Origin of the sequence: Klebsiella sp. CN_Kp113 (assembly GCF_040064585.1) — a bacterium.
Taxonomy (GTDB): Bacteria; Pseudomonadota; Gammaproteobacteria; order Enterobacterales; family Enterobacteriaceae; genus Klebsiella; species Klebsiella michiganensis.
In genome coordinates this window covers 177,456-198,065 of sequence record NZ_JBEAID010000022.1, presented here as the reverse complement: position 1 = coordinate 198,065, position 20,610 = coordinate 177,456, and the positions used below count along the sequence as shown (strand labels likewise).

Sequence of the window (20,610 nt, the reverse complement as noted above, 5' to 3'; positions counted from 1 at the left end):
CAAGTTAAGGTGATTCAGGCTTTGACAAGGGGGATGGTCATCGTTAATATGCGCCCCGTTCACACGATTCCTCTGTAGTTCAGTCGGTAGAACGGCGGACTGTTAATCCGTATGTCACTGGTTCGAGTCCAGTCAGAGGAGCCAAATTTAAGAAGCCTGCTTTCGAGCGGGCTTTTTGCTTTTCATTATTCCCCCGCTAGCTCAAGATAGCTTCCCGCCTGGCAGGCCCTTCATTTGCAGCGCCATAAGAATCCGTGCCAGTTGTTTGAACGCTAACTCATCTCAGTCAAACTGGAAAACTTATTAGCCGCTGTAACTCATATTATATCTCCATACAAAGATGTCCCCATTGGTAGGGTTAAAATATCTGCCTCTGTGTTATTCTCTAACCATTAATTTCAGGGAGATACTCAGGTTAAGGCTCTTTTAGCATGATGCAAAACTCGTCTAAAGATATCCTTTCAGCGTGGCATGATTATGTGAAATTCAGTGGCGCAGAAAAGAGTAAAATACCGGCCAGCAAGGTGCATGAGCACCAACAACTCATGCTCGGTATAAATAATTGTGAAGAAAACCAGAGCGGAGTAGTACTCCGTGTTACGCCTGAAATGCGCAACCACTGGCGCCGGCGTTTCGTTAAATATGACGAAAAGGGTAAAACTACCCATATTGAGCCTGTTAACCTGCTATTTCCGGTACTGCGCTGTATCGAAAATGAGCGAGGTAAGGCCAATGTAAAATACCTTCCGCTGTTCTCTTTCCCCCTCCCAAAATCATTTTTTGAACAGAACGAAAACACCCTGCTAGTTCCCGTTAAAGATGGGCAACTTGTTAGCGCATTCCCCTTCGCTTTTCGTGAAATGTTTGGTGTTCAGCTGGATGAGCTCGGTGAAAACCGTCATATGATGAGTATCGTCAGCGCGCTCACGGGATGTAAATATGACACGTTCCTTGAGGCGTTTAAGGCTCTTCTGAAATGGGTCACTCAGCAATCAAACAGTAAATATCAGGGGCTGGAAACTGCGTTTAATGCCCTGGTGGCTCCGCTGCATAATGAGGATTACAACCTCAAGCGTGATGCGGAAGATTTCACCTGGCTTTGTGATAACGCGGTTGGTGATTTCCCGTTGCTGGAGCAGTATCTCAGCCATATCCATAGTGACGAGAAGGCCCCGCATATTCACGAAGTGGTGACTGGCGGTTTGTTTGAAACGCAATATCCTCTGGGCCATGGGCAGATGGCGGCAATACAGGCGATTAATCAGGATGAGCGCCTGATTGCCGTACAAGGTGCGCCGGGTACGGGTAAAACTACGCTATTCAAGTCACTCATCGCACAACAACTGGTTGCCAGAGCACTGGCAATTGCTGATGGAAAGGACCAGAACTTCGGCATGCTGGTCACGTCCACTGCAATAAAAGCGGTGGAGAATATCATTGACGATCTGCGCAGTGACCCTGCAACTCAGGATCTGGACTGGTTATGGTTTCATAGCGGCTCGAACGAACAGGTTCAGCATGAGCTTACCCGGCTTGAAAAACTGATTGGTCGCTGGCGACAGGAAAGCTATGACCAACAGCAGCAGCACGATTTTTTAGCGGTTTTACTCAAGCATCGCGAGGAGATGAACGCTTGTTACCGGGCGTATCTGAATGAAAAGGCAGTCGCGATACAATCTGTTGTGGATTGTGGTCTGGACACCCGACTAGCAAAAGAGCTACCGGCCCGTTTCATGGAAAAAATGCCCCCACTCGCCGCTCATGCACAGATACTCGGTATTGATGTTTCGCTTCATCACCCCGACGACCTGGATACCTTAGCCTGTCAGTTAGAACAGCGCCTGCAGGAATTTAGGGAGATAAAAGCGCAGCGTCTACAGGCCAGCAGAATTTACCAGACGTTGCAGGCGACATGGCCGCAGCAGCATAGTCTGGAGCAGATACTTAGCTGGATGGATTCACCGCTACGCCCGGCCCTGGAACTGCATTACCGCGACTATCCGCGCAAAGGGATAAAGCGTTATCTGGCTCGTTTTTTCGAGAGGAAATATCCAGCAAGGTTGCAACAGATGAGCCTGGCTGCACCGGAGGACTTTCGCAAATTCAGTCTTTCTTCCCTTCCCCATCGTCAGCTGGCTGCTCTGGCTGATGCTGGGGAAATGCTTTCACAGCAGGTAGACAGCTTAGCGCTACTGGCGCTGCTCCTGCATGCGGAACCCGAAGCTCAACAGGAAGTTGGCCTGTTGGCTCTTAATACTGAAGTAGCAGAATTGCAGGCACAATGGCGTCAGGTCATCCGGGCGCAACAGCTAACGGCACAGTATCAACAGCTTTATCCGGAAGGTAACTGGTGCGACATTTCGCGTAAACGCTTTATCAGGCAACACCGGGAAATGTTCGAAGCCGCTATCGGTTATCTCTGGCAAGAGCAACTGAAGCGGAAAATTGAGCTGGAAGAGGTACTGACTCACTGGCGGGCGTTGATGAGTAAGCGCCTTAGTGCGGGCTATTATCGCTGGCTGGATAAGCTTGATGATTTCTATTGCGCACTGTCTCTTGTATATCCGGTAATGGCGACCACGCTGGTTTCCGCGTGGAAGGTTGCTGGTTATCGTAAGCTCGATGAACTCAAGGGGCATAAACCGTGGCACCTGGCACTGTGCGACGAAGCGGGCATGATTTCGCTTGAATCCCTGGTGCCCCTATTGAGTCGCAGTGAGAAAGCGATGATTGTTGGCGATCCTCTGCAAATTGAACCCATCAGAAACCTGTCAGAAAACCTGCAAACACAGTTGCGTGAGCGTCATTTCGCCAGCAACAATACGTTGTATGAGCGTGTCTCACCTGCAAGCGTCACGGGCTGGCACCGTGCTGCGGGTACGCTTTCCGGCAAGGTAGACGATACGGGTAATGGCATCATTCTCGATGAGCATCGCCGGTGCCAGCAACCTATTGCCGACCTTTTCATCCGACTGGCGAACTATCATGGCGTCAGCGTGGAAACGGCCTCCCCTTCTAGCCGTATTGCCAGCGCGTTTGAGAAATCAGGCGGACATCATTTGATGTTCTACAGCGTAGAAGGTCAGAAAGGCGATATGGTTAACACTAATCTGGATGAAGTTGATGCTATTGAGCTATTGCTGGATAAGCTGGAAGAAGCTGGTTACGATCTGACTGCCGATGTTGGCATCGTCACACCCTATAGCAATCAGAAGTCATTGTTGATTAAACGTCTTGCGCAACGAATGAATCACTGGCAGAAAAACTGCATTGGTACAGTGCACCAGTTTCAGGGCGTTGGCTTTGAGGTCATCATTTATAGTCCGGTAATTTTTCATCCTCTTGATAATCCGAATTTTCAAAACGATGCACCAAACATGCTTAATGTCGTGGTTTCACGCGCAAAACAGCAATTTATCGTCGTAGGTAACCATCATCGATTGCGGCAAGCAGGTGGATACCTGAAAGTCCTTGCGGATAGCGTTGCTGAAAGCTTCCTTCTTGAACAAGGTAGCCAGCATCCGAATTTTGCCAGCCTAAGCCAGACCCCCCGTCTACAGCGTTATTATCGCGACTGTGAACATATTGCCGCATTTAGCGCGCTGGCCAGTCAGTGTGAACAGGAGCTGGTTATCATCGCTCCGTGGATCCGCCGGGGAGGTAAGCATTATCAGAGGCCGGAGCTGGCGCAGTTGGTAGCCACGCAGCGGCGTGGCGTCAGGGTTAAAGTTTATTACGGCTACTATCATCAGCGTATGGATCGTGCGGATGATAATGATGAGACTCTGGTTGCCGAGTACCGCGAACAACTAGGAAAAGAGAATATTATCCGGTTGACGGAAGGGACACATGAAAAGGTAATGATGATCGATGGCCGCTACATTGTTCTCGGGAGTTGGAACTGGCTATCTCATGGTTATCACCATAGCTGCGAGCGCAGTGAACAGTTCACTAATGCGATTCGTCATGAGATCAGTGCAGAACTGGATGATGCGTCGCTGGTGAAGGAGCTTAGGGAGCGGCTGAGGCTGGAGTAAGGTCAGAATTATTTTTACCATTTATTTATTCATTAAAATGATCGGTCGGGAAATGGCAACAAAATCAGAACAATTCAGACTTCAGGTCACGCCCTGGTTTTTCCATTACTGCAACGGTCGGTTGTCTGATGCCCAGCGCCTGCGCCATTTCCACCTGAGTTTTCTGGACTTTTTCACGCAGTTCGGCGAGGTGGATATTGAGCAGGATGTCTGCCGCCATCGCCTGAGCTTCGGCCGCGACTTCGGGTTTTTCGTTCCAGCGTTCTGCCCATCGCGTTACGCCTTCTCTTTAAGTGTGTTCAACCAGCTCGTGAACTCCCGATCGGCAATCGGGAGCATCTCATCGTAAAAACGCTTTTCACTACCGACCTTATTTCCGGCACAAAGCACAATACCTGTCCTGGCCGGGTCAAAAGCGAAAAACGCCCGAATCGGATCGCCCCGGCTTTGAATACGCAGCTCTTTCATGCTGCCGTAGCGGGAGCCTCTAAGCGTATCGGCATACGGTCTGGACAAACCCGGCCCCTTTTCCCGCGGGACCAACAGCGCTGCAAGCATGCTGGCTCGATCGGTATCATCGAGCGAGGCAAACGTATCCGTTGTTTTAATCGTCCACACGGGACCTCCCGAATAATATAGGTTAAATCCTAAGCACCCTGGAGGATTTAGGCCACCGGTAAGAAAGGGAGATGCTTATTTTCCCCTGACGCTTATGGGGCCGCAAAATAAAGCTGAAAATTGCAGACGGTGAGATATTTGATGCTATCGGGATGTATCAACTGAAAGCGTCCTGAAGACAGCGTAAAAGCGAGAATCCGGACACCTCTATAGGGATATACACAGGCAGATAAAAAGAAATCTGATTGGCTAAAGATAAAGATGTCAGACGTTTATCAAGGAATGTTCCCTAAGAAAATTCCAATACAAAGAGTGTGCCTATTGTTTAGAGCTTAATGATAACTCAACCCTATCATTTTTAATTTACAAAAACCTATAAAAAAACAAATTATAAACCTTTAACGCCATTTACAATGAAAATCACAAACAAAACACCCACAAAATGATAACTTTGTAGTGGTTACATCTTTTAGAGCCTCAGCTGCATGCCTCATTGAGACGGGTGATGTTAGATTACTCTCAATTCGCTGAATGGTTTTATTAACGATGAGTTAAAGGTCAACCCAAGGATGAGATCGCGTTCAGATATGAATCTATCAACTAATATTTTATCTAAGGATAAATATTTCACTCTGGGCCTGATTGAACTGCTTGGAGTAGAGTTTATTGACAATTTCTTTTTGATTATAGATTTGGACTCTAACGACCTTTCGGGTTCGGAGTGGATTTATTTTTCAAATAAAAACATTGTTGCCTTCGCATCCAGCGACTTAGCTTTTTATAAGTCCGAGCTATTTGAAAAAATAACCGTACTGGACAAAAAAAGTAATACCAGAAGCATCCTGAATTTCTTTTTAAAGAAAGAAACTTCAGGAAACTATCATACAAAGTACCGGCTAAGCCTGCGTGAAAAGCAGATGTTAAGCATGTTAAGCAGAGGGGAAAGCAACCAGGAGATCGCAGAAGAGTTTGGCGTGAAACTTAAGACTATTTATACGCACCGCCGCAACCTGATGAATAAATTAGGTTGTAAAAACAGGATTACGTTTCAAAAGTTATTTTTCAACAATAAATGTTTTTTTAAGTGAAGCATAGCTTCAGGATTATTCATAAACAGGAGTTTTATCATGAACAAATTAGCACTTATCGTTATTTCAGCACTGTCCCTGAGTTCTGCTGCGGCTCTGGCCGATACCGTTACGGTGAACGGCGGTACGGTGCATTTTAAAGGGGAAGTGGTTAACGCGGCCTGCGCGGTTGATGCCGGTTCTATCGACCAGACCGTTCAGTTAGGCCAGGTTCGTTCTGCAAAGCTGGCGACCGCAGGCAACACCAGCACGGCTGTCGGCTTCAATATCCAGCTGAATGATTGTGATACCACCGTCGCCACCAAAGCCTCCGTCGCGTTTACCGGCACGGCGATTGACAGCGCCAACCCAACGGTACTGGCCCTGCAGAACTCCGCCGCGGGCGGCGCGACTAACGTCGGCGTACAGATCCTTGACCGTACCGGTACCCCGCTGGCGCTGGATGGCGCCGCATTCGGCGCGCAAACCACGCTGAACGATGGCACCAACGTTATCCCGTTCCAGGCTCGCTACTACGCGACTGCCGCAGCCACTGCCGGTACCGCTAACGCTGACGCCACCTTTAAAGTGCAGTACGAGTAATTTTTTCATCAGGCAGGGAAGCGCGTCGGGCCAGGACGGCCCGTTATCCGAATAAGAGTAAGGGTGATAACGATGCAAAGAATGAAGTCTGGTCTGTTGATTTTATTGCTCCCACCGCTGGCGCTGGCAGGAAACCAGTGGGACACCATGCTGCCCGGCGGGAACATGCGCTTTCAGGGGATAGTCATTGCCGAGTCCTGTCGCGTTGAAGCGGGCGACCGGCAGATGACGGTCAAGATGGGGCAAATCAGCAGCAATCGGTTTCATTCGGCCGGGGAGGACACCAATCCCGTTCCCTTCGATATTCACCTGCAGGAGTGCAGTACCGCCGTGAGCCAGCGCGTTGGCGTGGCGTTTCACGGCGTCGCCGATGGTAAAAATCCGGACGTCCTCTCGGTTGGCGAGGGTCCGGGGATCGCGACCGGCATTGGCGTTGCCCTGTTTGATAAAACCGGCAGTCAGATCCCGCTCAATGCGCCCGCAGGGGCATGGACGCAGCTGCACACGGGGCCAACGACGCTGCATTTTGTCGCCAAATATCGTTCCACCGGGAATCAGGTCACCGGAGGAGCGGCAAATGCTCAGGCCTGGTTCTCCCTGACCTACCAGTAATCAGCGCCGGTAACAGGAATTCACCGTGAGAAAGAAAGAGATAAGCATGAAAAATAGACGGGCTACCACGCGCGGGATGCGCGGTTTACTGGCAGGACTCCTGCTGCTCTCCACCGCCGGTTTTACCGCTCAGGCGCAGGCCGGCGTGGCGCTGGGCGCGACCCGCGTGATTTATCCGGCCGGACAGAAACAGGCTCAGCTGGCGGTGACCAATAACGACGACAGCACCTATCTGATCCAGTCATGGGTAGAGAACGCCGATGGCGCGAAAGACGGGAGCTTTGTCATTACCCCGCCGCTGTTCGCCATGCAGGGGAAGAAAGAGAATACTCTGCGCATCCTCGATGCCACCAATGGCCAGCTGCCGCAGGACCGGGAAACGCTGTTCTGGATGAACGTCAAAGCAATCCCATCGATGGATAAATCAAAGCTCAGCGAAAACACGCTACAGCTGGCGATTATCAGCCGTATCAAGCTTTATTACCGCCCGGCCAAACTGGCGCTACCGCCGGATCAGGCCGCGGAAAAGCTGAAGTTCCGCCGCAGCGGAAGCTCACTCACGCTGATTAACCCAACCCCTTATTACCAGACGGTCACCGAGCTCAACGCCGGAACCCGGGTGCTGAAAAATGCGCTGGTCCCGCCGATGGGCGAAGCCAGCGTCAGTTTACCGTCCGATGCAGGTCGCGGGATTACATACCGGACGATTAACGACTACGGCGCACTCACCCCGCGTATGAAAGGCGTCATGCAGTAACTGACCGGGGAGCAGCGCTCTCCCCCTGAACGAAAAAAATAACGATGGCCGGGCGACTTTGGACCGGAGGGACTATGTCACATCTGAAATATGGACTCGACCACTTGGGCTCCCGGCGAATGACTCCAGGATCTGCGCGCGTATTCGCGCAGATCCCCCTTGCCCTTTTACTTTCCTCACCGGCTTTTTACGCGCAGGCGGAGCTCTATTTCAACCCACGCTTTCTGGCGGACGATCCCGCCGCCGTGGCGGATCTGTCCGGTTTTGAAAAGGGCCAGGAGCTGCCGCCGGGTACCTATCGCGCGGATATCTACCTGAATGACGGGTATATGACCACCCGCGATATCACCTTTAATGCCGCTGAAAAGGGCCACGGGCTGGCCCCCTGCCTGACCCGCGGACAGCTGGCCAGCATGGGCGTGAATACCGCGGCCATTGCCGGAATCGACGTGCTGGCGGCGGATGCCTGCGTACCGCTAACCGAGATGATCAAGGACGCCACCACCCGCTTTGATGCCGGGCAGCAGCGGCTGTATCTGACCGTGCCCCAGGCGTTCATGGGCAACCGCGCCCGCGGCTATATTCCGCCTGAGCTCTGGGACCACGGAATTAACGCCGGGCTACTGAACTACAACTTCACCGGCAACAACGTGCACAACGACGTCGGCGGCAGCAGCAACTACGCGTACCTGAACCTGCAGAGCGGGCTGAACCTCGGCGCCTGGCGCCTGCGCGACAACACCACCTGGAGCTACAGCAGCAGCGGCAGTTCGACGACCAATGAAAACAAATGGCAGCATATCAACTCGTGGCTTGAGCGTGATATTACGCTACTGCGTTCGCGCCTCACGCTGGGCGACAGCTACACCAACGGCGACGTCTTTGACGGCATTAACTTCCGCGGCGCGCAGCTAGCTTCCGACGACAATATGCTGCCGGACAGCCAGAAGGGGTTCGCCCCGGTCATTCACGGGATTGCCCGCGGCACGGCTCAGGTATCGGTCAAACAGAACGGCTATGAGATCTACCAGAGCACGGTGCCGCCCGGCCCGTTTACCATCAACGATCTCTACGCCGCGGGCAACGGCGGCGACCTGCAGGTGACCATCAAAGAGGCCGACGGCAGCAGCCAGGTGTTCACCGTCCCCTACTCGTCCGTTCCGGTGCTCCAGCGCGAAGGCTACTCCCGCTATACGGTCACCGCCGGTGAGTACCGCAGCGGCAGCAATCAGCAGGAGAAACCGAAGTTCTTCCAGGGCACCCTGCTGCACGGCCTTCCGGCGGGCTGGACGCTGTACGGCGGCACCCAGCTGGCGGACCGCTACCGCGCCTTTAACCTCGGCGTGGGGAAAAACATGGGGGATCTGGGGGCACTGTCGCTGGATATCACCCAGGCTAACGCCACCCTGCCCGATGACAGCGAGCATCAGGGGCAGTCGGTGCGTTTCCTCTATAACAAGTCGCTGACGGATACCGGCACCAATATTCAGCTGGTGGGCTACCGCTACTCGACGCGCGGCTACTTCAGCTTCGCCGATACCACCTACAGCCGGATGAGCGGCTACAACGTCGAGACCCAGGACGGGGTGATTGAAGTGAAGCCTAAATTCACCGACTACTACAACCTCGCTTACAACAAGCGCGGCAAAGTGCAGCTTAGCGTCACCCAGCAGCTGGGGCGCACCGCCACGCTCTACCTGAGCGGCAGCCACCAGACCTACTGGGGCACCGGCAAGGCCGATCAGCAGCTTCAGGCAGGACTCAACGCCGCCATCGACGATATCAACTGGACGCTCAGCTACAGCCTGACCAAAAACGCCTGGCAGCAGGGGCGCGACCAGATGCTGGCGGTCAACGTCAATATTCCGTTCAGCCACTGGCTGCGTTCCGACAGCAAATCGGCCTGGCGCCACGCCAGCGCCAGCTACAGCATGTCCAACGATCTGAACGGCAGAACCACCAGCCTCGCCGGGCTGTACGGCACGCTGCTGGAGGGCAACAACCTGAGCTACAGCATGCAGACCGGCTACGCCGGCGGCGGTGAGGGCAACAGCGGAGGCACCGGCTACGCGGCGCTGAACTACCGCGGCGGCTACGGCAACGCCAACGTCGGCTACAGCCGCAGCGACGGCATCAAACAGCTGTACTACGGCCTGAGCGGCGGCGTGCTGGCCCACGCCGACGGCGTCACGCTGAGCCAGCCGATGAACGACACGGTGGTGCTGATCAAAGCCCCCGGCGCAGACAACGTCAAAGTGGAAAACCAGACCGGGGTTCAGACCGACTGGCGCGGCTACGCCGTGCTGCCCTACGCCACCGAATACCGGGAAAACCGGGTGGCGCTGGACACCAACAGCCTGGCCGATAACGTCGACCTGGACGATGCGGTGGCCAGCGTGGTGCCGACCCACGGCGCGATTGTCCGCGCGGAGTTTAAGGCCCACGTCGGGCTCAAGCTGCTGATGTCTCTCATCTACAACGGTAAGCCGGTTCCCTTCGGCGCGCTGGTGACTTCTGACGGCAGCCAGGCCAGCAGCATCGTCGCCGATAACGGCCAGGTCTACCTGAGCGGGATGCCCCTGGCGGGCAAAGTGCGGGCGAAATGGGGCGAAGGTCCGAACGCCAGCTGCGAGGCTGACTACAGCCTGCCGCCGGAAAAACAGAACCAGATGCTGATCCCGCTGTCCGCCGAGTGCCGCTAAGGAGACCATGATGAGAAAAACCCTGTATCTGCTGAGCGCCCTCGTATCGCTGGCGGTCAACAATGCCAGCGCGGCGGACAGCACCATCACCATCAGCGGCTACGTTCGGGATAACGCCTGCGCCGTGGCGGGCGAGTCGAAAGATTTTACCGTCGACCTGATGGATAACGCCGCGAAGCAGTTCCATGCGGTTGGGGCGACCACGCCGCTGGTGCCGTTTCGTATCGTGCTGTCGCCCTGCGGCAGCTCGGTTACCGCGGTGAAGGTCGGCTTTGTTGGCGTTGCCGACAGCATCAATACCGACCTGCTACAGCTCGACGGCGGCGCCTCAGCGGCGGCAGGGATGGGCGTGCAGATCCTTGACGCGCAGCAGACGGCGCTGCCGCTCAATGCCGCATCGTCAGCGATCCCCTGGACCACGCTGACCCCCGGCCAGACCAACACGCTGAACTTTTACGCCCGGCTGATGGCCACCCGGGTACCGGTGACCGCCGGACACGTTAATGCAACCGCAACATTCACGCTTGAATTTCAGTAACCGGAGGCGCTGATGAACCCGACCTATTCCGGATGGCTGCTGGCCGCGATGCTGGCGGCGTCCTCCCCGACGCTACAGGCCGCCGACGTCACCATTACCGTTAACGGCAAAGTGGTGGCCAAACCCTGTACCGTTTCCACCGTTAACGCCACCGTCGATCTCGGCGATCTCTATACCTTTAGCCTGGTCTCCGCCGGCGCCGCTTCGCCCTGGCACAGCGTGGCGCTCACCCTGAGCAACTGCCCGGTCGGCACGTCGCGTGTCACCGCCAGCTTCAGCGGTACGGCGGACGCCACCGGCTATTACAAGAACCAGGGTACCGCCGGCAACATCCAGCTTGAGCTGCAGGATGAGGGCGGCACCACGCTGAACACCGGCGCGAGAAAAGAGGTACAGGTCGACGACGCCACCCAGTCCGCCAGCTTCCCGCTACAGGTCAGAGCGCTGACGGTCAACGGCGGTGCGACGCAAGGAACTATTCAGGCGGTGATTAACGTCACCTATACCTACGCCTGAGCCAGGAGAACAGAGTAATGAAAAAGATAATCACCCTGCTGTTAACGCTGCTGCTGGCGGGCTGGTCGCTTAACGCCTGGTCGTTCGCCTGTAAAACCGCCGCCGGGGTGACAATCCCCATCGGCGGCGGATCGGCGAATGTTTACGTGAACCTCGCGCCGGCGGTCAGCGTCGGGCAGAACCTGGTGGTGGATCTCTCGACGCAGATTTTCTGTCATAACGACTTTCCGGATTCCATGATCGACTACGTAACGCTGCAGCGCGGCTCGGCCTACGGCGGGGTGCTGTCGAGCTTTTCCGGCACCGTCAGGTATAACGGCATCAGCTACCCGTTTCCAACCACCAGCGAAACGGCGCGTATGACCTATAGCTCCATTGTTGATAGCCCCTGGCCTACCGTCCTCTATCTGACGCCCGTCAGTAGCGCAGGCGGCGTCGCCATTTCCGCCGGGTCGTTGATCGCGGTCCTGATCCTGCGTCAGACCAACAATAAGGATAACGACGACTTCCAGTTCGTGTGGAACATTTACGCCAACAATAACGTCGTGGTGCCAACCGGCGGCTGCGACGTTTCTGCTCGCGATGTGACGGTGACGCTGCCGGAATATCCCGCATCCGCCGCCATTCCGCTGACGGTTTACTGCGCGCAAAACCAGAATCTCGGCTATTACCTCTCCGGCACCACGGAGAACGCGGGCAACTCGATATTTACCAATACCGCCTCAGCGTCCCCTGCCCAGGGGGTGGGCGTTCAGCTGACGCGCAACGGTAGCGTCGTACCCGCCAACAGTACGGTGTCGTTAGGCAACGTGGGCACCTCGGCGGTCAGCCTCGGATTAACCGCCAACTACGCGCGCACCAGCGGGCAGGTGACCGCGGGTAACGTGCAGTCGATTATCGGAGTGACTTTTGTTTACGAATAATCTCCCGCCCCCCGGCGGCGGGCAGCCGCTCGTCGCTATCCTGTCGCCCTGTTCGCTGGCTGCCGAGGGGCTGAGCGGGATAATAGCGAAGGGAGGAGCCCGACCCGTTGTGCTGCCCCCGGAGACGCCGCCCCTGCCTGCCGGCGTTCGCCGCGTGGTGGTGTTTCTCCCGGAAGGCCCCGCCGGGCTACTGGCAACCCTGAAGCGGGCCGCCGCGCTGCTGGCGCGGTCCCCCACGCCGCTGCCCATGCTGTTCCTGAGCCGCAGCCCGGCAAGCTGGCTGTGGCCCACCCTGGTGCATCAGGTCGCAGACCGGCGTTTGCTTGCCGCCGTACGGGCCGCCGCTTCCGATTTGCCGGTCCCCTGCCTGGCGGCGCTGCTGCGCGACGCCGTGCTCGAAGAATACCCCTCTCTTGAGCAGCTGGCAGAGGATGAAACGCGAGCGCTCGGCAAGCGCCCCGCCGGGATCACCCGGCCGGAGCTGGACGCTATCCTCGGTTTACTCTGCGGCTACCGCGCCAGCGCTCAGGCTCAACGCCGCGGCATCAGCCACAAGACGCTCTACAATCAAAGAACCGCAGGATTAAAAAAAATGGTGGAACACCACCCTGAAATGGCCGCCCGCTTTCCCGGCAGTCAGATAAGAGACCAGAAAAGCGAGAGCATCGCCGCCCTTTCCGCTTTCGAGCGTGAACTTGTGCATGCGATCCACAGCCGCCAGATTTTTCCGGTATTTCAGCCCATTACCGATGAACACCATCAGGTAAAGGGAATGGAGATCCTCTCCCGCTGGAACCGAAACGGCAGCGTGCTGGCTGCCGGCGATTTTTTACCGCAAATACGCTCGGAATATGCCTGGCTGGTGCTCACCGCGTTTGTCCTTCAGGAAGCGGTGCAGAATATTAATCAGCATTCCGGCGAGTGTTATTTCGCCGTGAATATTCCCGCCGCCGTCGCCGGTAACGAGAACCTGCTTCGCATGATGGAAACCGCGCGCCAGCAGCTGCGTCAGCCGCACAAGTCGCAGAGGCTGGTGCTGGAGTTTGCTGAAAATACCGACCTCAACGGTCACGGCAAAATCGCCGAAAATATCGCCCGGCTGCAAAAGCGCGGCTTCCCTATCATGCTTGATGACTGCTTCTCGCAAAGCAGCGTAATGTTTCCGGTGCGCACGATGAGATTCAGCGCTTACAAGCTGGATATGAGCATCGTCAACGATATGCAGCACGATCCGCACGCGCTGGCGCTGATCAGAAGCCTTATCTTCTACTGCCAGCTGACCGGCAGCCGCTGTATTGCCGAAGGCGTAGATAGCCTGGAGAAATTCAACAAACTGCAGGCGCTGGGAGTCGACCGCTTTCAGGGCAACTACCTCTCGGCGCCGGTTGGCAGGGAGAACGTGGCGGAGCTTCTTCAGCCGCTTTCGGGCGAGGCGGAGCATCGCTCCGCCATCGCGGTACCGGTAACGCCCGATGGAAAACATCGGGCATTGGCGACACTTCAGCGCAGCTCCGGCCAGTAGCCACGGTTGGCGACGATCAGTTCATCAAGGATAGCTTTTGCGACCGAAGCGCTGGGTACCGTTTTGGACAGGGTCATCGCCTGCCAGAGCTTCTGATAGCTTCCTTCAACCCAGGCATCGACCACCAGTTTTTCAACCGCCACCTGCTGCTCCATCATCCCCTTTTGAAACAGCGGGATCTTACCCATCGCCAGCGGCTCGGGGCCATTAACGCCCACCAGGCAAGGCACTTCAACCATCGCGGTATCGTCAAAATTCGCGATAGCGCCGTTGTTTTCCACAATCAGCAGCATTCTCTCCTGGGTGTTAAAGGCGATGGCGCAGGCGAGGTCGACGATAAAGGTCGCATGCGCCCCGGCATGGAAATGCGCCTCTTTGGCACTTTGCCGGGCGACGATCTCTCTGGCCATATCAAACACCTCCTTCTCTCTCCCCGCCATCACTTCATTGGCGCGAGTAAAGTCAGGGTCTGAATGGGCAACCTCATAGTCGGCATAAAAATAGTACTTCAGATAAGTATTGGGTAACGTATCGGTATCCAGCGCAAAAACGTCCTTCACCTTTTTGAAGGTCTCAATCCAGCTCGGCGCTTTATGCTGAAAATCCTCTTTCGGACTGCAATAGCCCAGCTCGGCAACGTGGTTTTTTAACGCCGGCATTAAATCGTTGCCGGCCTTATCGGTAATGCTGGTCCACCAGCCGAAATGGTTGAGGCCAAAATAACGGACGTTCATCTCTTTACGCGATTTCAGCCCGAGAATATCGGCGAATAACCCTTCAATAGCCACCGGCATATCGCAGATATTAATAATTTTGGCCGTCGGGCGTAGCCGACGCGTGGCCTCGGCAACGATCGCCGCCGGATTGGAATAGTTGAGCATCCACGCGCCCGGCGAATACGTTTCCATGTAGTCAACCAGCTCAAGGACGCCGGCGATAGAGCGCATACCATAAGCGATACCGCCCGGGCCGCAGGTTTCCTGGCCAATCACGCCATATTTAAGCGGAATTTTCTCGTCTTTCTCGCGCATCTCATAGAGGCCGACGCGAATATGCGCCATCACGAAATCGACGCCCGTAAAGGCTTCCTGCGGGTCGGTGGTGAAGCTAAAAGCAACGTGCGGATAATGTTCAGCCACCAGAATCGCACAGGCTTCGCCAATCACTCGCTGGCGATCGTGATGATTATCATAGAGACGAATTTCGCTTAACGGAAACCTGTCCATATTTTCCAGCAGCATCATAACAATCCCTGGGGTATACGTACTGCCGCCGCCGGCTATGGTCACAACGAATTTATTTTTCATCTTCCACCTCATTATTCATGTACATCTAAATAGCGATTCACGGCATTACGGATTTTATTAACCCCTAAACCATAAATAACCTGAACGTGATTGCCTTTGATAATGACGCTGGTACCGCCGCTGGTCTTCAGAATCTGTTCCTGAATTAATGCGGGGTCCCGCACGTCAACCCGAAGCCGCGTAAAACAGTTCTCGACCGAACAGACATTTTCTTTGCCGCCAAGGCCCAGAATGACCTGCTCGCCGGAAGCCCTGTCAGGCGCGCTTACGCTTGCCGGTTGGTTAGCCCCCTCCCCCTGCTGCTCCTGGCCCGGTGTACGCATTTTGAAACGCAGAATCAGAAACTTACCGATATAAAACATCGTCGCGGTTTCCATTAAACCCAGCGCGACAAACACAGGCCAGCGCGTGAGGTGCACTCCCGCCGGAATGTTGTAAACAATAAAATCGATAATGCCGTTGGTGGCGCAGACCCGCACATCCAGCAGCCACGCCAGCATCTGGAAAAAACCGTCCAGTAATGAATAAACCAGCCATAGCAACGGTGCGGTAAAGATAAATAAGAACTCAAAAGGTTCGGTGATCCCCACCAGGAATGAAGTCACAATCAAAGGAATCAGCGTGATTTTCAACTTTTGCTTATTTTCCGGCCTGGCGGTTGTATAAAAGGCCAGGGCCATTCCGGCGGTACCGAAAATTTTCACCATGCCGTAGGTGAGAAATCGCGCCGAGTCGCTTAACGGCCCGGCGCTATGGGCAATTTCAGCGAGGAAAATCGGTTTTGCCCCCACCACCGTCTGGCCATCAATCAACAGCTGTCCGCCAATGGAGGTAAAGACAAAGGGCGACCAAATCAGGTGGTGTAGCCCGGTTGGGATAAGAAAACGATTGAGAAAACCGTACAGAAAAACGCCGGCGGCGCCGAAGGTTTTCATCACCCCGGTCAGCGCCGATATGCCGTGTTCAACAATCGGCCAGACGTACACCGTGGCGATGGCAAACACGCCGACCAGCGGGATCATCATCATCAGCACCAGCTTGCTGTTGCCGTAGATAGAGAAGGCGCCGCGAAACTCAATGTCGACAAACCGGTTGTGAATAAAGGCGACCGCGCAGCCAAGGATAATGCCAAGAAACACGCCCATATCAATGACCTGGAAGCCAAAAATAAAGGTTTGCCCGCTGCCGTAGAGCTGCGCGTTGCTGCTGCCGGCGGCCAGGCGCTGCGTCAGGGTTAGCCAACTATTATTCGCCGCCAGGTACATAAACCAGGTCATTGCGGCAACAAAAGCCGCTTCCGCTTTTCGGGTTTTTGCCAGCCCGCCGGCCAGCCCGAGGCAAAAGAAGAAGCCAAGATTGTTCATGATGGCCCAGAGCATGCTGGAAACGTATTTCCCCAGCAGATAAAGCGAGCTCTCTTCCGCGACCCAGATTTTATTGGTTGTCATACTAAACAACGCAATCAGCAGACCAATAACCGGCAGATACAAAACCGGCCCAATCATGGCCTTCGAAAAATCCTGTAATTTTTTTACCCCGATCATCCTCACCCCCTGTCCCGCACATCGGCCGTCAGCGCCCGATACATGCGTTTCAGCCTATGCGCCGGCAGACATAATTCAGAGCGGTGAAATCGTCATCTGTGATGAAAGTCATATCTCTCTTGCGGCAACAGATATATAAGTAAAAGCAGATAAATAGATGACAGAGACAAAACAACGCCCCGCAATGACAAAAATATGTTAATTATTAACAAGATAAAATGATAATCCGCTGACAGAACACACCACGAGAAATCTATAAGTGATATATAAAACAATCGCAGACAGGCTAAAAAATCGCATCAATAGCGATGAATTCGAGGTGGGAGATGCGCTACCGAATGAAAAAGCGCTGGCCGGGGAGCTGCAGGTCTCCGTCATGACCCTGCGCAAGGCGCTCACGCTGCTGGAAAGTGAGAAGCTGATCGTCAAACGCCACGGCAGCGGTTCATACGTGGCGCGTAAGAGCAATTATCGCGGCGGGGAACTTGACGGCTTCAACTACCAGATGCACATCGGCGGCGTCACCAACTATCGCAATAAGGTCATTGAGTTCACGATGCTTGATGCGCCTTTGGCTATCGCACAACAGTTGAAAATTGAGCCGGGAGAGAAGGTCTATTACGTCAGACGCATTCGGATGATTGACGACGTACCTATTCTGATTGAGAACAGCTATATACCGGTGGCGATTTTTCCCTGGCTAAGCGTTGGAAATCTGGAAAGATCGAAATTTAACTATTTCAAGAAAGAGTGCAATATCACCATCCTGGAGAGCCACCGCAGCTATACCCCGGTTCTGGCCACCCGGGAGCAAGCAGAGCTCTTACAGGTTCCACAAAACAGCCTGCTGCTACGGGTGCAGTCGATCAGCTATGCCCATAACAATACCATTGTTGATTTATCCGATATTTACCAGAATACCAACAAATACAATGTTAAACATATTACGCGCCGCTAAATACCGCGGGATACGGCTGACGCAGGCCACCGAGAGCCGTCCAGCGTCAGCTGACGATAGACGACAGCTGACGATTCTGCGTCGGCAAACGACTACCAGCCGCAGACGTTAGTCTCTTCGTCGGACTCGTAGCCGCGGACAATATTAATCAGATCTTTTACCGCATCGGCCGCCGTCTGCGGATCCTGCAGCTCAGCCAGAGAAGCAAACTCGCTATCGACCGAGACGCCGTTATTATTGTTGGTCACCGTCAATATAAATCCCTTTCCTCCGGCGTTTTCCACCGACAGCGTGGAAATAAGCTCAGCCACGGCCTGGGTGGCGATATCAGGGACATACAGGGCCATCGGCTTAAGATACACTTTTTCTTTTTTATCTTTATTATTCCCGTTGATCGCCGCTAACGAATAGCCTTTATTTTCACTGTTCATCATATTACCTATCCCTCAATCAGAATGTCAGGGTCAACGTAAAAATCGACGTTAAAAACGGTATCCTCGGTTAACGCCTCGATGCGGTGCCACTTTTCGGGCGGAAAAACGCCAAATTCACCTTCGGCAATGGTCAGGGTTTCCACCGGTTCCGCGCTGGTTTCATCGGCATATCCGAGATAGCGTATCGCCCCTCGCATCACCGACAGGCGCGGATAGACGCCCTGCCGGGTACCGGCATCCAGATGCCGCTTCCAGATTGAGGCCGGCGCCGTCCGCTTCGTCCACAGCGGCGTGCTCCGGGTATGCACATAGTGGGTAGGAATAATGATTCGCTGCATGATTTCGCCTCTCTTAACGCACCACATATACGGTCGAAAATGGGAAAATATGTTGCATATGATATACCCCTTTTAATCATTGCGGGTATTATTTTTTACCGATACGTTTTCCTACCCCTTATTGTACTCATTAGGGATTAGATCTATTCAAAAATAAATATGGGCGATTTTAGATAAACTAAAACCGCCCATATTAAAAGGCAAATTACTTATTTTCAGGTGAACTGAGCGGTCCCGGTTTACCGATTAAATACCCCTGTACCAGGTCACAGCCTAATTTGCGTAAGGACTCCAGCTGCTCTTCTGTTTCGACACCTTCGGCCACGATGCGCATATGCAGACTTTTACCCATGCTGATAATCAGCCGCACGATATCGAGGTCATCTTTCTGATCGGGAATGTTAATCACAAAAGAGCGGTCGATTTTTATCTTATCGAACGGGAAATAGCTTAGCCGCGATAGCGAAGAATAGCCGGTGCCAAAATCATCAATGGAGATCTGCACCCCGAGCTCGCGCAGCTGGCTCAGGATCTCGAGAGAACGGGTATTTTCGTTAAAGACGTCAGACTCGGTAATTTCCAAATCCAGCCGATACGGATCCAGCCCGGTTGTTCTTAAGGTGGTTACCACGGTATCGGTCAGTGAACTGTTCATTAACTGAACCGGCGACACGTTAACCGACACTTTGAGCGGCGACGACCAGCTGGCGGCCGCTTCGCAGGCGGTTCGCAGCACCCACTCGCCCAGCTGATTAATCAGGCCAATCTTTTCCGCTACCGGAATAAATTCGGTCGGCGGGACGCTGCCGCGCAGCGGATGAAACCAACGCACCAGCGCTTCGTAGCCGTAGATTTCACCGTTCATGGTGTCGGCTATCGGCTGGTAATAAACCCTGAACTCACCTTTGTTCAGCGCCTGCATCAGGTCATCTTCAAAGGATTTATTCTCCTGCTGGCGCTGAAGCAGTCCGGGACGGAATACCTGAACGTTGCCGGAACCCTCTTTTTTCGCTTCATACAGCGCCAGGTCGGCGCATTTGTATAAATAGTCGGTACGGCTTTCCCCGTCAGAGATCACAATCCCGATACAGGCGCCAATCTGGATCAGCGAGTCGTAAATCTGATACGGCTGGCTGATCTTTTCCCGGATCACCTTCGCCCGCTCCAGCGCCATCTCTTCGGTTAAATCATGGGAAACCAGGGCAAACTCGTCCCCTCCCAGCCGGTAGAGCGTTTCTGACGTTTTGCGAAAAAAGGAGAGACGGCTGGCCAAATCCTGCAGCAGCTTATCCCCGGCATCGTGACCCTGGGTATCGTTGACGTCCTTGAAATTATCCAGGTCAAACAGCATCACGACCGCCGAGCCGTTATAGGGCCGCACCTGATTGACGACCTCCTGCAGACGTTGCCAGAAAGAGAGACGGTTGGGCATCCCGGTCAGCGAATCATGATAGGCATCGTACTGCAGACGGCGGTTCTGCACCTGAAGCTTTTCTTTTGAGGCCTGCAGGTCGGTCGCCAGTAATTTCATCCGCACGTGGGCGCGACGCAGGGTGTTATTCTGCTTCAGCATCAACAGCCCGAGCGTGATACAGAGAACAATCAGCAGAATGGAAATCGCCGAATAGATGTAATAGAGATTTTGTATTTTATCGTGGGTCAGATTAACCAGATTAAAATCCTGGGCGAGCGAGGTGGACGCGAGTGAGGTCAACGGCCCGTCCAGGGTACTCATCTCCTGCAGCATCAGCTTCAGCTGCGCTGTCGTCATGGTGTCCAGCTGCTTATCCAGCCGGTCCAGAAGATCAATCAGGCTGTTAACTATCGCCTTACGGTGAGGATCTTTGCCGATAAACTTTCCCAAATCACCCTGCTGCAGCAGCGCAATCTGGCTCATCATAATTTCCAGACGCAGGCGCACCTCATCGTGGTCGCTTCCCTTCACCCCCAGCCCCATCGCGCTGAGTCGCGCCTCGAGGCGCATGTACTCGGAGACTATCTGGGAAACGGACCACGAATCAGTATAACGGGTTAATTTTTGCAGCTCACTTTGCCGCTCATGCACCAGATAAGTTATGTAACCGGTCACAATGAAGAGCGACAAAATAATGGCAGTGAGTATTCGATTCAAGAT

Annotated in this window: 17 protein-coding genes, 1 tRNA gene and 1 pseudogene; 12 read left to right on the top strand and 7 right to left on the bottom strand. The window is 54.2% G+C overall.

Annotated elements, in window-relative coordinates; genetic code table 11:
• Positions 1 to 68: 68 nt before the first annotated feature.
• Positions 69 to 144: transfer RNA gene (locus ABLV30_RS14685), tRNA-Asn, on the top strand.
• A gap of 287 nt (positions 145 to 431) precedes the next feature.
• A complete protein-coding gene (locus tag ABLV30_RS14680) occupies positions 432 to 4,037 on the top strand; it encodes an AAA domain-containing protein (protein WP_227507198.1) in 3,606 nt (1,201 codons plus the stop codon).
• Positions 4,038 to 4,116: 79 nt separating this feature from the next.
• Here the strand turns inward: ABLV30_RS14680 and ABLV30_RS14675 are convergent.
• Both ABLV30_RS14675 and ABLV30_RS14670 read right to left on the bottom strand, forming a co-directional pair.
• A pseudogene (locus tag ABLV30_RS14675) lies at positions 4,117 to 4,309 on the bottom strand (transcriptional regulator); the annotation flags it as partial.
• 4 nt (positions 4,310 to 4,313) lie between these two features.
• The gene (locus ABLV30_RS14670; RefSeq protein ID WP_182157819.1) at positions 4,314 to 4,655 is read right to left on the bottom strand and encodes a type II toxin-antitoxin system RelE/ParE family toxin; all 342 of its coding nucleotides are present in this window, start codon (positions 4,653 to 4,655) and stop codon (positions 4,314 to 4,316) included.
• Positions 4,656 to 5,242: 587 nt separating this feature from the next.
• On the opposite strand from ABLV30_RS14670, the gene ABLV30_RS14665 reads away from it, so the two are divergent.
• The 9 genes from ABLV30_RS14665 (at position 5,243) to ABLV30_RS14625 (ending at position 13,895) form a co-directional block, all read left to right on the top strand.
• The gene (locus ABLV30_RS14665; RefSeq protein ID WP_009653324.1) at positions 5,243 to 5,743 is read left to right on the top strand and encodes a LuxR C-terminal-related transcriptional regulator; all 501 of its coding nucleotides are present in this window, start codon (positions 5,243 to 5,245) and stop codon (positions 5,741 to 5,743) included.
• 39 nt (positions 5,744 to 5,782) lie between these two features.
• Entirely contained in the window at positions 5,783 to 6,325 is a 543-nt protein-coding gene (fimA, locus tag ABLV30_RS14660) for a type 1 fimbrial major subunit FimA (protein ID WP_014229989.1), read from the top strand.
• Between the two features lie 72 nt (positions 6,326 to 6,397).
• Positions 6,398 to 6,937 (top strand): fimbrial protein, encoded by a 540-nt coding sequence (locus ABLV30_RS14655; RefSeq protein ID WP_014838896.1) that lies wholly within the window; start codon positions 6,398 to 6,400, stop codon positions 6,935 to 6,937.
• Positions 6,938 to 7,013: 76 nt separating this feature from the next.
• Entirely contained in the window at positions 7,014 to 7,694 is a 681-nt protein-coding gene (locus tag ABLV30_RS14650) for a fimbria/pilus periplasmic chaperone (RefSeq protein ID WP_177952343.1), read from the top strand.
• Between the two features lie 74 nt (positions 7,695 to 7,768).
• A complete protein-coding gene (locus ABLV30_RS14645; protein ID WP_348865615.1) occupies positions 7,769 to 10,396 on the top strand; it encodes a fimbrial biogenesis usher protein in 2,628 nt (875 codons plus the stop codon).
• Positions 10,397 to 10,406: 10 nt separating this feature from the next.
• Positions 10,407 to 10,934, top strand: coding sequence for a fimbrial protein (locus ABLV30_RS14640; RefSeq protein ID WP_014229993.1), 528 nt, complete (start codon positions 10,407 to 10,409; stop codon positions 10,932 to 10,934).
• 12 nt (positions 10,935 to 10,946) lie between these two features.
• Positions 10,947 to 11,450 (top strand): fimbrial protein, encoded by a 504-nt coding sequence (locus ABLV30_RS14635; RefSeq protein WP_025106063.1) that lies wholly within the window; start codon positions 10,947 to 10,949, stop codon positions 11,448 to 11,450.
• A 17-nt stretch (positions 11,451 to 11,467) separates the two neighbouring features.
• Positions 11,468 to 12,373: a fimbrial protein gene (locus ABLV30_RS14630; RefSeq protein ID WP_014229995.1), complete on the top strand. Its 906-nt coding sequence runs from the start codon at positions 11,468 to 11,470 to the stop codon at positions 12,371 to 12,373.
• Positions 12,360 to 13,895 (top strand): EAL domain-containing protein, encoded by a 1,536-nt coding sequence (locus ABLV30_RS14625; protein WP_348865614.1) that lies wholly within the window; start codon positions 12,360 to 12,362, stop codon positions 13,893 to 13,895. Before ABLV30_RS14630 ends, ABLV30_RS14625 begins: the two co-directional genes overlap by 14 nt.
• Here ABLV30_RS14625 and ABLV30_RS14620 read toward each other — a convergent pair.
• A complete protein-coding gene (locus ABLV30_RS14620) occupies positions 13,874 to 15,202 on the bottom strand; it encodes a 6-phospho-alpha-glucosidase (protein ID WP_014838902.1) in 1,329 nt (442 codons plus the stop codon). The genes ABLV30_RS14625 and ABLV30_RS14620 overlap by 22 nt on opposite strands.
• An 11-nt stretch (positions 15,203 to 15,213) precedes the next feature.
• Positions 15,214 to 16,746: a PTS transporter subunit EIIC gene (locus ABLV30_RS14615; RefSeq protein ID WP_224237447.1), complete on the bottom strand. Its 1,533-nt coding sequence runs from the start codon at positions 16,744 to 16,746 to the stop codon at positions 15,214 to 15,216.
• Positions 16,747 to 17,005: 259 nt separating this feature from the next.
• Between ABLV30_RS14615 and ABLV30_RS14610 the strand changes: the two genes are divergently transcribed.
• Positions 17,006 to 17,704, top strand: a complete 699-nt coding sequence (locus ABLV30_RS14610; RefSeq protein WP_265800212.1) for a GntR family transcriptional regulator — start codon at positions 17,006 to 17,008, stop codon at positions 17,702 to 17,704.
• A gap of 92 nt (positions 17,705 to 17,796) precedes the next feature.
• Here ABLV30_RS14610 and ABLV30_RS14605 read toward each other — a convergent pair whose 3' ends face one another.
• The 3 genes from ABLV30_RS14605 to ABLV30_RS14595 form a co-directional block, all read right to left on the bottom strand.
• Positions 17,797 to 18,135 carry a DUF1869 domain-containing protein gene (locus ABLV30_RS14605; protein ID WP_014229999.1) on the bottom strand — a complete coding sequence of 113 codons (339 nt, stop codon included), beginning with the start codon at positions 18,133 to 18,135 and terminating at the stop codon, positions 17,797 to 17,799.
• A gap of 8 nt (positions 18,136 to 18,143) precedes the next feature.
• Positions 18,144 to 18,476 carry a DUF1971 domain-containing protein gene (locus ABLV30_RS14600; protein WP_004852354.1) on the bottom strand — a complete coding sequence of 111 codons (333 nt, stop codon included), beginning with the start codon at positions 18,474 to 18,476 and terminating at the stop codon, positions 18,144 to 18,146.
• A gap of 205 nt (positions 18,477 to 18,681) precedes the next feature.
• Positions 18,682 to 20,607 carry an EAL domain-containing protein gene (locus ABLV30_RS14595; protein ID WP_348865613.1) on the bottom strand — a complete coding sequence of 642 codons (1,926 nt, stop codon included), beginning with the start codon at positions 20,605 to 20,607 and terminating at the stop codon, positions 18,682 to 18,684.
• Between the last annotated feature and the right edge of the window lie 3 nt (positions 20,608 to 20,610).